The sequence below is a fragment of the Pseudomonas sp. MPB03 genome (genome assembly GCF_046605385.1).
Classification (GTDB): domain Bacteria; phylum Pseudomonadota; class Gammaproteobacteria; order Pseudomonadales; family Pseudomonadaceae; genus Aquipseudomonas; species Aquipseudomonas zanjanensis.
The window spans coordinates 1,253,762-1,267,701 of sequence record NZ_CP176770.1 but is presented as its reverse complement, the minus strand read 5'-3'; the positions used below and the strand labels follow the sequence as shown (position 1 = coordinate 1,267,701).

Genomic DNA, 13,940 nt, shown 5'->3' with positions numbered 1-13,940 from the left:
TAGACCACTGCGCCAGACTTATTCGCTGGAGAGCAGGTCCATGGTGTGCTTGTCCATCATTTCCAGCGCTCGGCCACCGCCGCGAGCAACGCAGGTCAACGGGTCTTCGGCAACGATCACCGGCAGGCCGGTTTCCTGGGCCAGCAGCTTGTCGAGGTCACGCAACAGCGCACCACCACCGGTCAGCACCAGGCCGCGCTCGGCGATGTCCGAGGCCAGCTCCGGCGGCGACTGCTCCAGGGCGCTCTTGACGGCCTGGACGATGGTCGCCAGCGACTCTTGCAGCGCTTCGAGCACTTCGTTGGAATTGAGGGTGAAGGCCCGTGGAACGCCTTCGGCCAGGTTGCGACCGCGTACGTCGACCTCACGCACTTCACCGCCCGGGTAGGCCGTGCCGATTTCCTGCTTGATGCGCTCGGCGGTGGATTCGCCGATCAGGCTGCCGTAGTTGCGACGCACATAGGTGATGATCGCTTCGTCGAAACGGTCGCCGCCCACACGTACGGATTCGGCGTAGACCACACCGTTGAGGGAGATCAGCGCGATTTCAGTGGTACCACCACCGATGTCGACGACCATCGAGCCGCGGGCTTCTTCCACCGGCAGGCCGGCACCGATGGCAGCGGCCATCGGTTCTTCGATCAGGAACACTTCGCGGGCACCGGCACCGAGGGCCGATTCACGGATGGCACGACGCTCGACCTGGGTGGACTTGCATGGCACGCAGATCAGCACACGAGGGCTGGGCTGCAGGAAACTGTTTTCGTGAACCTTGTTGATGAAGTACTGCAGCATCTTTTCGCAGACGCTGAAGTCGGCGATCACGCCGTCCTTCATGGGGCGAATGGCTGCGATGTTGCCCGGTGTACGGCCCAGCATGCGCTTGGCTTCCGTACCGACAGCCACGACACTCTTCTGGTTACCGTGGGTGCGGATGGCCACGACCGAGGGTTCATTCAGGACGATACCGCGCTCGCGCACGTAAATAAGGGTGTTGGCAGTGCCCAGGTCGATGGAAAGATCGCTGGAAAACATGCCACGCAGTTTCTTGAACATGGGAAAGGGACCCTAGGCAACGCGTGGGTAAAAAAGTGCGGCAAACTCTAACAACGACAGGGATTTTGGGCAAGGCGCCAATATGTTAAATTGGCCGCTTTTCTGTGCACCAAACACCGAGATCGCGGCCGTAGGACCGTAGAAATGCGGTAGTGTTCCGACAATCTAACACACGGACAGACTGCGTCCGTTTTGTTTTCCACTGGAGAATCCCATGGCGCTTGAACGCTCCGACGTGGAAAAAATCGCTCATCTGGCCTGTCTGGGCCTCAATGAAGCCGATCTTCCACACATCACTTCTGCCCTGAACAGCATTCTAGGGCTGGTCGACGAGATGCAGGCGGTCGATACCGACGGCATAGAACCGCTGGCCCACCCACTGGAAGCCAGTCAGCGCCTGCGCGCCGACGTCGTGACCGAGTCCAATAATCGCGAGGCCTACCAGTCCATCGCGCCAGCGGTCGAAAACGGCCTGTACCTGGTTCCGAAAGTCATCGACTAAAGGGAAAGAGCCTCTCATGCATCACATGACCCTGGCCGAGATCGCCCGCGGACTCGCCGATAAAAAGTTTTCCTCTGAAGAGCTGACCCAAGTCCTGCTGGCGCGCATCGCCCAGCTCGACCCGCAGCTCAACAGTTTCATCAGCCTCACCGAAGAACTGGCCCTGAGCCAGGCCAAGGCTGCCGACGCCCGGCGCGCCAACGGTGAGAGCGGCGCCCTGCTCGGTGCGCCGATTGCCCACAAGGACTTGTTCTGCACCCAAGGCATCCGCACCAGCTGCGGCTCGAAGATGCTCGACAATTTCAAGGCCCCGTACGACGCCACCGTGGTCGCCAGGCTGGCCGCCGCCGGCACCGTGACCCTGGGCAAGACCAACATGGACGAATTCGCCATGGGCTCGGCCAACGAGTCGAGCTACTACGGCGCGGTGAAGAACCCGTGGAACCTGGAGCACGTACCGGGCGGCTCGTCCGGCGGTTCCGCAGCCGCCGTGGCCGCGCGCCTGTTGCCAGCCGCCACCGCCACCGACACCGGCGGCTCGATTCGCCAGCCGGCGGCATTCACCAACCTCACCGGCCTGAAGCCGACCTACGGTCGCGTTTCGCGCTGGGGCATGATCGCCTACGCCTCCAGCCTCGACCAGGGCGGCCCACTGGCGCGCACCGCCGAAGATTGCGCGATCCTGCTGCAAGGCATGGCCGGCTTCGACCCGAACGATTCCACCAGCATCGATGAGCCCGTGCCGGACTACAGCGCCAGCCTCAACGGCTCGCTGCAGGGCCTGCGCATCGGCGTGCCAAAGGAATACTTCAGCGCCGGCCTCGACCCACGCATCGCCGAGCTGGTCCACAACAGCGTCAAGGAGCTGGAGAAGCTCGGCGCGGTCATCAAGGAAATCAGCCTGCCGAACATGCAGCACGCCATTCCGGCGTACTACGTGATCGCTCCGGCGGAAGCGTCCTCGAACCTGTCGCGCTTCGACGGCGTGCGCTTCGGCCATCGCTGCGAGAACCCGGAAAACCTGATCGACCTGTACAAGCGCTCCCGTGGCGAAGGCTTCGGTGCCGAAGTGCAGCGCCGGATCATGGTCGGCGCCTACGCGTTGTCCGCCGGCTACTACGATGCCTATTACCTCAAGGCGCAGAAAATCCGCCGCTTGGTGAAAAACGACTTCATGGCGGCCTTCAACGAGGTCGACATCATCCTCGGCCCGACCACGCCGAACCCGGCCTGGAAGCTCGGCGCCAAGAACAGCGACCCGGTCGCCGAGTACCTGGAAGACGTCTACACCATCACCGCCAACCTCGCCGGCTTGCCGGGCCTGTCCATGCCGGCCGGTTTCGTCGATGGCCTGCCGGTGGGCGTGCAGTTGCTCGCGCCGTATTTCCAGGAAGGCCGCCTGTTGAATGTTGCCCACCAGTATCAGTTGAACACTGACTGGCACACCCGCACCCCAACCGGCTTCTGAGGAGAAACACATGCAATGGGAAGTCGTGATCGGGCTGGAGATTCATACCCAGCTCACCACCCGGTCGAAAATCTTTTCCGGTAGCTCGACCACATTCGGTTCCGAGCCCAACACCCAGGCCAGCCTGGTGGACCTGGGCATGCCCGGGGTGCTGCCGGTGCTCAACGCCGAAGCGGTGCGCATGGCAGTGATGTTCGGCCTGGCGATTGACGCCGAGATCGGCCAGCACAACGTGTTCGCCCGCAAGAACTACTTCTACCCGGACCTGCCCAAGGGCTACCAGATCAGCCAGATGGAGCTGCCGATCGTCGGCAAGGGCCACCTGGACATCGCCCTGGAAGATGGCACGGTCAAGCGCGTCGGTATCACCCGGGCGCACCTGGAAGAAGACGCCGGCAAGAGCCTGCACGAAGAATTCAACGGTGCTACCGGCATCGACCTGAACCGTGCGGGCACGCCGCTGCTGGAAATCGTCTCCGAGCCGGACATGCGCAGCGCCAAGGAAGCCGTGGCCTACGTCAAGGCGATCCATGCCCTGGTGCGCTACTTGGGCATCTGCGATGGCAACATGGCCGAAGGCTCGCTGCGCTGCGACTGCAACGTGTCGATCCGTCCGAAAGGCCAGGCCGAATTCGGCACCCGCTGCGAGATCAAGAACGTCAACTCGTTCCGCTTCATCGAGAAAGCAATCAACAGCGAGATCCAGCGCCAGATCGAACTGATCGAGGACGGCGGCAAGGTCATCCAGCAGACCCGCCTGTACGATCCGAACAAAGACGAGACCCGTCCGATGCGCAGCAAGGAGGAAGCCAACGACTACCGTTACTTCCCCGACCCGGACCTGCTGCCGGTGGTCATCGAGAACTCGTTCCTCGACGAGGTGCGCGCCACGCTGCCGGAACTGCCGCCGCAAAAGCGCGAGCGCTTCCAGGCGCAGTTCGGGCTGTCGAGCTATGACGCCAACGTCCTGGCCACCAGCCGCGAACAGGCCGATTACTTCGAGAAAGTCGTGAGCATCGGTGGCGACGCCAAGCTGGCGGCCAACTGGGTGATGGTCGAGTTGGGCAGCCTGTTGAACAAGCAGGGCCTGGAAATCGATGAGTCGCCGGTCTCCGCCGAGCAATTGGGTGGCATGCTGGTGCGGATCAAGGACAACACCATTTCCGGCAAGATCGCCAAGATGGTGTTCGAAGCCATGGCCAATGGTGAAGGCAGCGCCGACGAGATCATCGAGAAGCGCGGCTTGAAGCAGGTCACCGACACCGGCGCGATTTCCGCCGTGCTCGATGAAATGCTCGCGGCCAACTCCGAGCAAGTCGAACAGTACCGCGCGGCAGACGAAGCCAAGCGCGGCAAGATGTTCGGCTTCTTCGTCGGCCAGGCCATGAAAGCCTCCAAGGGCAAGGCCAACCCGCAACAGGTCAACGAACTGCTCAAAAGCAAGCTCGAAGGCTGATGGCCATGGAGCCAGTCTTGCGGTCTGGCTCAATTCCCTGTGGCGAGGGAGCTTGCTCCCGCTGGGCTGCGCAGCGGCCCCCTATGTCTGGCAACAGATTGTTGGGGGCCGCTGCGCGACCCAGCGGGAGCAAGCTCCCTCGCCACAATAACTTTCACAACCACACTGATGTGGGAAGCCCCTACATGAAGCGTCTCCTCGGCGCCTGCGCCCTGCTGTCCCTGCTGGCCGGTTGCGCCAGCCAGAGCGGGACGGTCGATCCACACGGCTACGACCAGACCGGCGTCGCTTCTTATTACGGTGCCCGGCACCATGGCAAGCGCACCGCCAGCGGCGAGCGTTTCAACCAGCATGGCCTGACCGCCGCCCATCGCCAGTTGCCGTTCGGCACCCGGGTGAAAGTCACCAACCTGAAAAACAACGACAGCGTCGTGGTCCGCATCAACGACCGCGGCCCGTATACTCGTGGCCGTTTGATCGATGTGTCCCGCGAAGCCGCCGAGCAACTGGGCATGTTGCGCAGCGGCACTGCCCGGGTGCGTGTGCAAGCCCTCGACGACTGATAGACGGAGCCCGGCCATTTCCCTACTCACCGCCCTACCGCTGCTCAGCCTGATCGAGTTGTTCGGCGCCCTGCTGTTGCTGATCGGCGGCGCCGAGCTGTTGGTGCGCGCCGCCGTGGGCCTGGCGGCACGCCTGCAGGTACGACCGCTGATCATCGGCCTGACCGTCGTCGCGTTCGGCAGCAGCGCGCCACAAATGGCCGTCAGCCTGCAGGCGACCCTGGCGCAAAACGCCGACATCGCCGTGGGCAGTGTGATCGGCAGCAGCATCTTCAACATCCTCGTCACGCTGGGGCTGTCGGCGCTGATCATTCCGTTGCGCGTCTCGCGCCAACTGGTGCGTCTGGACATCCCGTTGATGATCGGCGCCAGCCTGCTGGTGTTCGTGCTGGCATTGAATGAGGAACTGACCCGCTTGGATGGCGCCTGGCTGCTGCTGGCCCTGGCGGTGTACCTCGGGCTGTTGTTGCGCCAGTCCCGGCACTCGGCGCGACCGCACCCGGTGGGCGGCGACGTGGCCCACATGTCCTGGGTCAAGAGTGTGCTGATGATTGCGGCGGGCCTGACCATGCTGATTTTCGCCGGCCACCTGTTGCTGGGCGCGGCGGTGGAAGTGGCGACGGACCTCGGGCTTTCGGAACGCATCATCGGCCTGACCATCGTCGCCGTCAGCACCTCGCTGCCGGAGCTGGCCACCTCGCTGATCGCCGCCCTGCGCGGCCAGCGGGACATTGCGGTGGGCAACGTGATCGGCAGTAACCTGTTCAACCTGCTGGGCGTGCTCGGTGTGACCGCCCTCACCGCGCCCACGCCACTGTCGGTGTCGCCGAACGCCCTGGATTTCGACCTGCCGGTGATGCTCGGCGTGGCGGTGCTGTGCCTGCCGGTGTTCTATTCCGGCTACCGCGTCACTCGCGCCGAAGGCCTGCTGTTCCTGGGCTTGTACACGGCCTATGGGCTGCACGTGATCTCGTTCACCACCGGCATGCCCCTGGCCGGCCAACTGGAACGACTGATGCTGTTCTACGTGCTGCCGGCCCTGCTCGCGTTTTTGCTGTTCACCTCCCTGCGCGCCTGGCGCCGCCAACACCACAAGAGGGATTTGCCATGACCGACACTCCAAAGACCGGCCTCGACATGCGCCGCCAAGTGATGGGCGATGCGTTCGTCGACCGCGCCCTGGGCAATGCCACCGAGTTCACCCAGCCATTGCAGGACTTCGTCAATGAGCACGCCTGGGGCAGTGTCTGGAGCCGCGAAGGCCTGCCGCTGAAGACCCGCAGCCTGATCACCCTCGCCGCCCTCACCGCCCTCAAGTGCCCGCAGGAACTCAAGGGCCACGTGCGCGGCGCGCTGAACAATGGCTGCACCGTGGAAGAGATTCGCGAGGCGTTGCTGCATTGCGCGGTGTACGCGGGCGTGCCGGCGGCGATCGATGCGTTTCGGGCGGCGCAGGAAGTGATCGATAGCTACCAGAAACCTGAGTGATCGTTAGATCGCTATCGTCGGATCGCCGCCCGGAGCAAGCTCGCTCCCACAGTGGCTTGTGGTTGTACCGCGATCCCCTGTGGGAGCGAGCTTGCTCGCGATTGGCCCTCAAGAACAACGCAAAATTCGAGGCTAGATCCACCCACCCCACTGCAACACAAAGATCCCCAGGTTGGTGGTAATCGCCGCCATCAAGGTGGTGATGACGATGATCGCCGCCGCCAGTTCATGGTTGCCATCGGCCGCCCGGGCCATGACGAAGCTGGCCGCCGCGGTGGGGCTGCCGAAGTACAGGAAGAGGATCCCCAGTTCCGCCCCGCGAAAACCCCAGAGCCACGCACCGAGGGTGGTCACCAGCGGCAGGCCGACCATTTTCACCAGGCTCGAACTCAGGGCCATCTTGCCGCTCTTGCGCAGGGCCGCCAGGGACAGCGTGCCGCCGATGCAGATCAGCGCCAGGGGCAAGGTCATTTGCGACAGGTATTTGGCCGAGGTCTCGAACCAGTTCGGCAGGCCGATCTGCCAATAGGCGAACGGCGCGGCGGCGATCACGCTGATGATCAGCGGGTTGCTGATCACGCTTTTGCAGATGCTCCACGGATCGGACTTGATCACCGGGCTGTAGACCGCCAGCACGATGGTCGACAAGGTGTTGTAGAACAGGATCACCAGCGCCGCGAGAATCGACCCCAGGGAAATCCCGTAGTCGCCATACATGCTCGCCGCCAGCGCCAGGCCGATCACACCGTTGTTGCCGCGAAACGCGCCCTGTGTGTAGATGCCGCGGTCTTCGCGCGGGCAACGCCAGATGGCCCAGCCCCAGGCCATTGCAAAGCTCACCAGGGTGGCGATGGAGAAATAAATCAGCAGGTCAGGCTGCAACGCCGCGTGCAGGTCGGCGTGCAGGATGCCAAGGAACAACAGCGCCGGCATGGTGACGTTGAACACCAGGGACGAGGCGATGTGGATGAAGTTGTCGTTGATCCAGTCGATGCGCTTGAGCAGCGTCCCCAGAAACAGCATGGCGAACACCGGCGCGGTGACGTTCAGGGTTTCGAGGAAAATTGCCAGCATGCCGAGGACCTTGAGAAGGGTGTCGTTAGGTGGCTAATGATAAGCCACTCACGGCATTGGCGTCTGTTAGAGCGCTATCGCGAGCAAGTTCGCTCCCACATTTGTCCTGCGTCGAACACAAATCCACACTCACCCCATATCCCCCTGTGGGAGCGAGCTTGCTCGCGAAGGCGCCGGGTCAGCTTGCATCAATGCTGAATGTACCGCCCCCATCGCGAGCAAGCTCGCTCCCACACTGGTTCTCCTGCGATCGCAAAACCCACACTCACCCCACATCCCTGTGGGAGCGAGCTTGCTCGCGATCAGCGCCGGATCAGGTAATCGGCGCCGGGTTGAACAAGGTGATGTCGTTGTACAGCTTGTGCCGCTCGGCCCAGGTCTGTTTCTTGCCGCTGGCCACGTCCAGGTAGTAGTGAAACAGCTCCCAACCCAGTTCCTCGATGGTCGCCCGTCCAGTGGCGATGCGGCCGGCGTCGATGTCGATCAGGTCCGGCCAGCGCTGGGCCAGTTCGGTACGGGTCGAGACCTTTACCACTGGCGCCATCGCCAGGCCGTACGGTGTGCCCCGGCCGGTGGTGAATACATGCAAGTTCATCCCCGCCGCCAGTTGCAACGTGCCGCAGACAAAATCGCTGGCCGGTGTGGCGCAGAAAATCAGGCCCTTTTGCTTGAATCGCTCGCCCGGGCCAAGCACGCCGTTGATTGCGCTGCTGCCAGACTTGACGATCGAGCCCAGGGACTTCTCGACGATGTTCGACAGCCCGCCCTTCTTGTTGCCCGGTGTGGTGTTGGCACTGCGATCGGCTTCGCCCTTGGCCAGGTAACGGTCGTACCAGTCCATTTCCCGCACCAGCTCCTGGGCGACTTCCTCGGTTTGCGCCCGGGAGGTCAGCAGGTAGATCGCATCGCGTACTTCGGTGACTTCGGAAAACATCACCGTCGCGCCAGCCCGCAGCAACAGGTCCGAGGCATAGCCTAGGGCCGGGTTGGCGGTGATACCGGAAAACGCATCGCTGCCGCCGCACTGCATGCCCAGGATCAGCTCCGAGGCGGGTACGGTTTCGCGACGGCGCTGGTCGAGTTTCTTCAGGCGCGTCTCGGCCAGTTCCATGATCTGTTCGATCATCTCGGTGAAACCGTGACTGGAATCCTGCAAGCGATACAGCCACGGCTCGCTGAGGTCCACCGAACTGTCGCCTTCATGCATCACCTGCCCGGCCTGCAATTTCTCGCAGCCCAGGCTGATCACCAGCGCTTCGCCCCCCAGGTTCGGGTTGCGCGCCAGGTTGCGCACGGTGCGAATCGGGATGTAGGCATCGGTGGCGGTGATCGCCACGCCACAGCCATAGCTGTGGGTCAGCGCCACCACGTCATCGACGTTCGGGTACTTGGGCAGCAGTTCGTCCTTGATGCGCTTGACCGCATGGTCCAGCACACCGGTCACGCACTGCACCGTGGTGGTGATACCGAGGATGTTGCGCGTGCCGACGGTGCCGTCGGCGTTGCGGTAACCCTCGAAGGTGTAGCCCTCCAGCGGCGCATCGGCCACCGGCACGTCGGTGGACAACGGCAAGCTGTCCAGTGGCGGCGCGGTAGGCATGCGCAACTGGTCTTCCTTGACCCAACTGCCGCGAGGGATCGGTTGCAGCGCGTAGCCGATGACCTGGCCGTAGCGAATCACCTCGCCGCCCTCGGGAATGTCCACCAGGGTAACCTTGTGGCTCTGCGGCACGAAGTCGACGGTGACCAGGCCGTCCGGGAATTCGGTCCCGGCCGGTACGCCCTGGTCGTTGACGACGATCACCACGTTGTCCCGCTCGTGCAAGCGGATGTAACGGGGCGAATCGGCATGTTCAATCAGATTCATGGACGCCATTCCTCAGGATTTGGCTTCAGACAGGCTGGAGATATCGGCATCCTTGGCCGTGGGTTCCTTGAGCACCACACGCTTGATCGGGCCCACGATGACCAGGTAGCTGAACACCGCCATCAGCGCGTTGCAACCGACGAACACCAGCGCCCATTTGAACGAACCGGTGGAACTGATGATGTAGCCGATGACGATTGGCGTAGTGATCGACGCCAGGTTGCCGAAGGTGTTGAACAGGCCGCCGCTCAAGCCGGCGATCTGTTTTGGCGAGGTGTCGGACACCACCGCCCAGCCCAGTGCGCCGACGCCTTTACCGAAGAACGCCAGGGCCATGAAGCCCACCACCATCCATTCGATGTCGACGTAGTTGCACGCCACGATGCTGCTCGACACCAGCAGGCCGGCGATGATCGGCGCCTTGCGGGCGAAGGTCAGCGAGTGGCCTTTGCGCAGCAGGTAGTCGGAAATCACCCCGCCGAGGACGCCACCGATAAACCCGCAGATGGCCGGCAAGGAGGCGATGAAACCGGCCTTGAGGATGGTCATGCCGCGTTCCTGCACCAGGTACACCGGGAACCAAGTCAGGAAGAAGTAGGTGATGCCGTTGATGCAGTACTGGCCCAGGTATACGCCGAGCATCATGCGGTTGGTCAGCAGTTGGCGGATGTAATCCCACTTCGGACCGTCGGTTTTTTTATCCTTGCCCTTGTCCTGGTCCATGTCGACCATCGCGCCGTTGGCAGCGATGTGATTGAACTCGGCCTCGTTGATCATCGGGTGCTGACGCGGACTGTAGATCACTTTCAACCAGATCAACGAGAACACGATGCCGATCACGCCCATCACGATGAACACGTGCTGCCAGCCGAAGCGGTAGACGATCCAGCCCATCAGCGGTGCGAACAACACGGTGGCGAAATACTGCGCCGAGTTGAAGATCGCCGAGGCGGTGCCGCGTTCTGCGGTAGGGAACCAGGCGGCGACGATCCGGGCGTTGCCCGGGAACGAAGGCGCTTCGGCCAACCCCACCAAAAAGCGCAGCATGAACAGCGCAACCACGGCCGTGGACACGCCGAATTCACCGACATAGCCCTGCAGCACGGTGAACAGCGACCAGGTGAAAATGCTCAAGGCATAGATTTTTTTCGAGCCGAAACGGTCGAGCAGCCAGCCGCCGGGAATCTGCCCGGCCACGTAGGCCCAGCCGAAAGCGGAGAAGATATAACCGAGGGTGACGGCATCGATGCCGAGGTCTTTTTGCAGGCTGGAGCCAGCAATTGCGATGGTGGCGCGGTCGGCATAGTTGATCGTCGTCACCAAAAACAGCATGAGCAGGATCAAATAGCGGACGCGGGTCGGCTTGGTCTCTTGCATGTAACAGTACTCCCACTATTTATTTTTATGCGGGTAAATGTTGTGTTAAGCCCTGTAGGAGCTGTCGAGTGCAACGAGGCTGCGATCTTGCCCCAGACACTTGAGCTCCAAGCGAAAGTCAAAAGATCGCAGCCTTCGGCAGCTCCTACAGGTGTGTTGCGGTGTATCAGGAGCCGATATAAGCGGTCTTCACCACGGTGTAGAACTCTTGCGCGTAGCGACCTTGCTCACGCGAACCATAGGACGAACCTTTGCGCCCGCCGAATGGCACGTGGTAATCCACGCCGGCGGTTGGCAGGTTGACCATCACCATGCCCGCCTGGGAATGGCGCTTGAAGTGGTTGGCGTACTTCAGCGAGGTGGTAGCAATACCAGCCGACAGACCGAACTCGGTGTCGTTGGCCATCGCCAGCGCCGCCTCGTAGTCGGCCACGCGCACGACGTTGGCCACCGGGCCGAAGATCTCTTCGCGGCTGATGCGCATCGAGGCTTCGCTGTCGGCGAACAGAGTCGGCGCCAGGAAATAACCTTCGGTGTCGCACGTCACCAGGCCGCCACCGCTGACTAGCCGCGCACCTTCGCTCTGGCCGATGTCGATGTACTTCAAATCCTGGCTGAGCTGGGCTTCGGAAACCACCGGGCCAATGTCGGTGCCAGCTTTCAGCGCATGACCGACCTTGATCGACTGCATGCGCTCGGCCATGGCCTCGACGAACTTGTCGTGGATGCCGGCGGTGACGATCAGGCGACTGGAGGCCGTGCAACGCTGGCCGGTGGAGTAGAACGCGCTCTGCACCGCCAGTTCGACGGCCTGCTTGAGGTCGGCGTCGTCGAGGATGATTTGCGGGTTCTTGCCGCCCATTTCCAACTGCACCTTGGCCTGGCGCGCCACGCAGTTGACAGCGATCTGGCGGCCTACGCCCACGGAACCGGTGAAGCTGATGCCGTCGACTTTCGGGCTGTTGACCAGGATGTCACCGACCACGCGGCCGCTGCCCATCACCAGGTTGAACGCACCGGCCGGGAAACCGGCACGGGAAATGATCTCGGCCAGGGCCCAGGCGCAGCCCGGTACCAATTCGGCGGGCTTGATCACCACGCAGTTGCCGTAGGCCAGGGCCGGGGCGATTTTCCATGCAGGAATGGCGATCGGGAAGTTCCACGGGGTGATCAGGCCAACCACGCCGAGGGCTTCGCGGGTCACTTCGACGTTGACGCCCGGGCGCACCGACGGCACGTAGTCGCCGGACAGGCGCAGGCATTCACCGGCGAAAAATTTGAAAATGTTGCCGGCGCGGGTCACTTCACCGATGGCCTCGGGCAGGGTCTTGCCCTCTTCCCGGGCCAGCAGTTGGCCGAGTTCTTCCCGACGGGCGAGGATCTCGGTGCCGACTTTGTCCAGCGCATCATGGCGGGCCTGGATGCCCGAGGTCGACCAGGCCGGGAACGCGGCGCGGGCGGCTTCGATGGCGGCGTTGACTTGCGCTGCGTCAGCCTTGGCGTATTCACCGATGACATCGGACAAGTCAGACGGGTTGATGTTGGTGCAATAGTCAGCACCGGCCACCCACTCACCGTTGATGTAGTTATCGAAACGCTTTGCATCTGCCACGGAGCTTCTCCTCTCACAAAAGCTGTCTAGGAACGCAGTGCGTCCCTGGCTGCATTTCCACGCGATGCGCGGAAACGATCAAGCCTTACGCAAAAAGCCGCTGATTGCTCAGCGGCCTTGTCGGGTCTGTTACTGCTTGCCTTGCTTGTCGATCAGCGCGGCCAGGGCTTCGTATTCTTCTGGCAGCAGGTCGGTCAGCGGCGTGCGCACAGGGCCCGCGTCATAGCCAACGATCTTCGCACCGGCCTTGACGATGCTCACCGCGTAACCAGCCTTGCGGTTGCGGATGTCCAGGTAAGGCAGGAAGAAGTCGTCGATGATCTTGCCGACAGTGGCGTGATCTTCGCGGGCAATGGCGTGGTAGAAGTCCATCGCGGTTTTCGGGATGAAGTTGAACACCGCCGAGGAGTAGACCGGCACGCCCAGGGCCTTGTAGGCCGCAGCGTAGACTTCAGCGGTCGGCAGGCCGCCCAGGTAGCTGAAACGATCGCCGAGGCGACGACGGATCGACACCATCAGTTCGATATCGCCCAGGCCATCCTTGTAGCCGATCAGGTTCGGGCAGCGCTCGGCCAGTTGCTCCAGCTGAGCGGCGTTCAGGCGGCAAACGTTGCGGTTGTACACCACCACGCCGATTTTTACCGATTTGCACACGGCTTCAACGTGGGCGGCAACGCCGTCCTGGCTGGCTTCGGTCAGGTAGTGCGGCAGCAGCAACAGGCCCTTGGCACCCAGGCGCTCGGCTTCTTGAGCGTACTCGATGGCCTGGCGGGTGGCACCGCCGACGCCGGCGAGGATTGGCACGCTGGTGGCGCAGGTATCGACAGCCGTCTTGATGACTTGGGAATACTCGCTGGCGGCCAGGGAGAAGAATTCACCGGTGCCGCCCGCTGCGAACAGTGCAGAGGCGCCGTACGGGGCCAGCCACTCAAGGCGCTTGATGTAGCTGTCGCGATTGAAATCGCCATTGGCAGTGAAATCGGTGACCGGGAACGACAGCAGGCCAGACGAGAGGATGGACTTCAGTTCTTGTGGATTCATTATTCGAACACCCTGGACGCAAATGTTGTGTTGTAGGAAACGGTTCAGCTTCATGTGAAGTTGTAGGTCATCGTACAACTTAAAATGTGAACGTCAACTGCATTTCGTCTTTTGTCGGGGCCTGGCCCAGGGGAAATCGCCTTGCAGCCTTGCAAACCGGGGCTTTGGAGGAGATTGGAAGACGGATGAAACTTGCCGGACGAGCATCAGGACCGCTCGTCGTCACTGTCAACGCTGCCAGTAGGCGCCGTTACGGCATGGGGCCCTAACCCACGTATGGCCGTGCGAGGCCCGGCCGTAGGTCCAGACGGGCACACGGATACAAAGCCGGACACCGCTCCGCTGTGGCGAGGGGATTTCCTGTGGCGAGGGAGCTTGCTCCCGCTGGGCTGGTCCGACGCCTCGGGCGAAGCGACCCCTCAGCTCTTTCGACCAA

General features: G+C 62.4%; 12 protein-coding genes. 6 read left to right on the top strand and 6 right to left on the bottom strand.

The window, feature by feature from the left end; all coding sequences use genetic code 11:
* Positions 1 to 18: 18 nt before the first annotated feature.
* Positions 19 to 1,056, bottom strand: coding sequence for a rod shape-determining protein MreB (gene mreB, locus ACLH0I_RS05350; RefSeq protein WP_002555108.1), 1,038 nt, complete (start codon positions 1,054 to 1,056; stop codon positions 19 to 21).
* A 214-nt stretch (positions 1,057 to 1,270) separates the two neighbouring features.
* Between mreB and gatC the strand changes: the two genes are divergently transcribed.
* The 6 genes from gatC (at position 1,271) to ACLH0I_RS05320 (ending at position 6,533) form a co-directional block, all read left to right on the top strand.
* Entirely contained in the window at positions 1,271 to 1,558 is a 288-nt protein-coding gene (gatC, locus tag ACLH0I_RS05345; RefSeq protein ID WP_039592252.1) for an Asp-tRNA(Asn)/Glu-tRNA(Gln) amidotransferase subunit GatC, read from the top strand.
* A gap of 16 nt (positions 1,559 to 1,574) precedes the next feature.
* Positions 1,575 to 3,026, top strand: coding sequence for an Asp-tRNA(Asn)/Glu-tRNA(Gln) amidotransferase subunit GatA (gatA, locus tag ACLH0I_RS05340; RefSeq protein ID WP_411386495.1), 1,452 nt, complete (start codon positions 1,575 to 1,577; stop codon positions 3,024 to 3,026).
* A 10-nt stretch (positions 3,027 to 3,036) separates the two neighbouring features.
* Positions 3,037 to 4,482 carry an Asp-tRNA(Asn)/Glu-tRNA(Gln) amidotransferase subunit GatB gene (gene gatB, locus ACLH0I_RS05335; protein WP_250965719.1) on the top strand — a complete coding sequence of 482 codons (1,446 nt, stop codon included), beginning with the start codon at positions 3,037 to 3,039 and terminating at the stop codon, positions 4,480 to 4,482.
* A gap of 185 nt (positions 4,483 to 4,667) precedes the next feature.
* Positions 4,668 to 5,045 (top strand): septal ring lytic transglycosylase RlpA family protein, encoded by a 378-nt coding sequence (locus tag ACLH0I_RS05330; RefSeq protein WP_122568889.1) that lies wholly within the window; start codon positions 4,668 to 4,670, stop codon positions 5,043 to 5,045.
* Positions 5,046 to 5,094: 49 nt separating this feature from the next.
* Positions 5,095 to 6,156, top strand: coding sequence for a calcium/sodium antiporter (locus ACLH0I_RS05325; RefSeq protein WP_411387463.1), 1,062 nt, complete (start codon positions 5,095 to 5,097; stop codon positions 6,154 to 6,156).
* Positions 6,153 to 6,533 carry a carboxymuconolactone decarboxylase family protein gene (locus ACLH0I_RS05320; RefSeq protein WP_003177973.1) on the top strand — a complete coding sequence of 127 codons (381 nt, stop codon included), beginning with the start codon at positions 6,153 to 6,155 and terminating at the stop codon, positions 6,531 to 6,533. Before ACLH0I_RS05325 ends, ACLH0I_RS05320 begins: the two co-directional genes overlap by 4 nt.
* A 132-nt stretch (positions 6,534 to 6,665) precedes the next feature.
* On the opposite strand, the gene ACLH0I_RS05315 is transcribed toward ACLH0I_RS05320, so the two are convergent.
* From ACLH0I_RS05315 to kdgD, 5 genes are all read right to left on the bottom strand, one after another.
* Positions 6,666 to 7,607: an AEC family transporter gene (locus ACLH0I_RS05315; RefSeq protein ID WP_186710660.1), complete on the bottom strand. Its 942-nt coding sequence runs from the start codon at positions 7,605 to 7,607 to the stop codon at positions 6,666 to 6,668.
* Positions 7,608 to 7,920: 313 nt separating this feature from the next.
* Complete coding sequence (gene garD / locus ACLH0I_RS05310) at positions 7,921 to 9,474, bottom strand: galactarate dehydratase (protein WP_411386494.1); 1,554 nt, start codon at positions 9,472 to 9,474, stop codon at positions 7,921 to 7,923.
* Positions 9,475 to 9,486: 12 nt separating this feature from the next.
* Positions 9,487 to 10,851: an MFS transporter gene (locus tag ACLH0I_RS05305; protein WP_411386493.1), complete on the bottom strand. Its 1,365-nt coding sequence runs from the start codon at positions 10,849 to 10,851 to the stop codon at positions 9,487 to 9,489.
* 166 nt (positions 10,852 to 11,017) lie between these two features.
* Positions 11,018 to 12,463: an aldehyde dehydrogenase family protein gene (locus ACLH0I_RS05300; RefSeq protein WP_250964317.1), complete on the bottom strand. Its 1,446-nt coding sequence runs from the start codon at positions 12,461 to 12,463 to the stop codon at positions 11,018 to 11,020.
* 129 nt (positions 12,464 to 12,592) lie between these two features.
* Positions 12,593 to 13,504, bottom strand: coding sequence for a 5-dehydro-4-deoxyglucarate dehydratase (gene kdgD / locus ACLH0I_RS05295; RefSeq protein ID WP_411386492.1), 912 nt, complete (start codon positions 13,502 to 13,504; stop codon positions 12,593 to 12,595).
* Positions 13,505 to 13,940: the final 436 nt, after the last annotated feature.

What these genes read in the sequence shown, in the direction of transcription:
- mreB (WP_002555108.1), bottom strand. Translation starts at nt 1,056, where the DNA reads ATGTTCAAGAAACTGCGTGGCATGTTTTCCAGCGATCTTTCCATCGAC.
- gatC (WP_039592252.1), top strand. Translation starts at nt 1,271, where the DNA reads ATGGCGCTTGAACGCTCCGACGTGGAAAAAATCGCTCATCTGGCCTGT.
- gatA (WP_411386495.1), top strand. Translation starts at nt 1,575, where the DNA reads ATGCATCACATGACCCTGGCCGAGATCGCCCGCGGACTCGCCGATAAA.
- gatB (WP_250965719.1), top strand. Translation starts at nt 3,037, where the DNA reads ATGCAATGGGAAGTCGTGATCGGGCTGGAGATTCATACCCAGCTCACC.
- ACLH0I_RS05330 (WP_122568889.1), top strand. Translation starts at nt 4,668, where the DNA reads ATGAAGCGTCTCCTCGGCGCCTGCGCCCTGCTGTCCCTGCTGGCCGGT.
- ACLH0I_RS05320 (WP_003177973.1), top strand. Translation starts at nt 6,153, where the DNA reads ATGACCGACACTCCAAAGACCGGCCTCGACATGCGCCGCCAAGTGATG.
- ACLH0I_RS05315 (WP_186710660.1), bottom strand. Translation starts at nt 7,607, where the DNA reads ATGCTGGCAATTTTCCTCGAAACCCTGAACGTCACCGCGCCGGTGTTC.
- garD (WP_411386494.1), bottom strand. Translation starts at nt 9,474, where the DNA reads ATGAATCTGATTGAACATGCCGATTCGCCCCGTTACATCCGCTTGCAC.
- ACLH0I_RS05305 (WP_411386493.1), bottom strand. Translation starts at nt 10,851, where the DNA reads ATGCAAGAGACCAAGCCGACCCGCGTCCGCTATTTGATCCTGCTCATG.
- kdgD (WP_411386492.1), bottom strand. Translation starts at nt 13,504, where the DNA reads ATGAATCCACAAGAACTGAAGTCCATCCTCTCGTCTGGCCTGCTGTCG.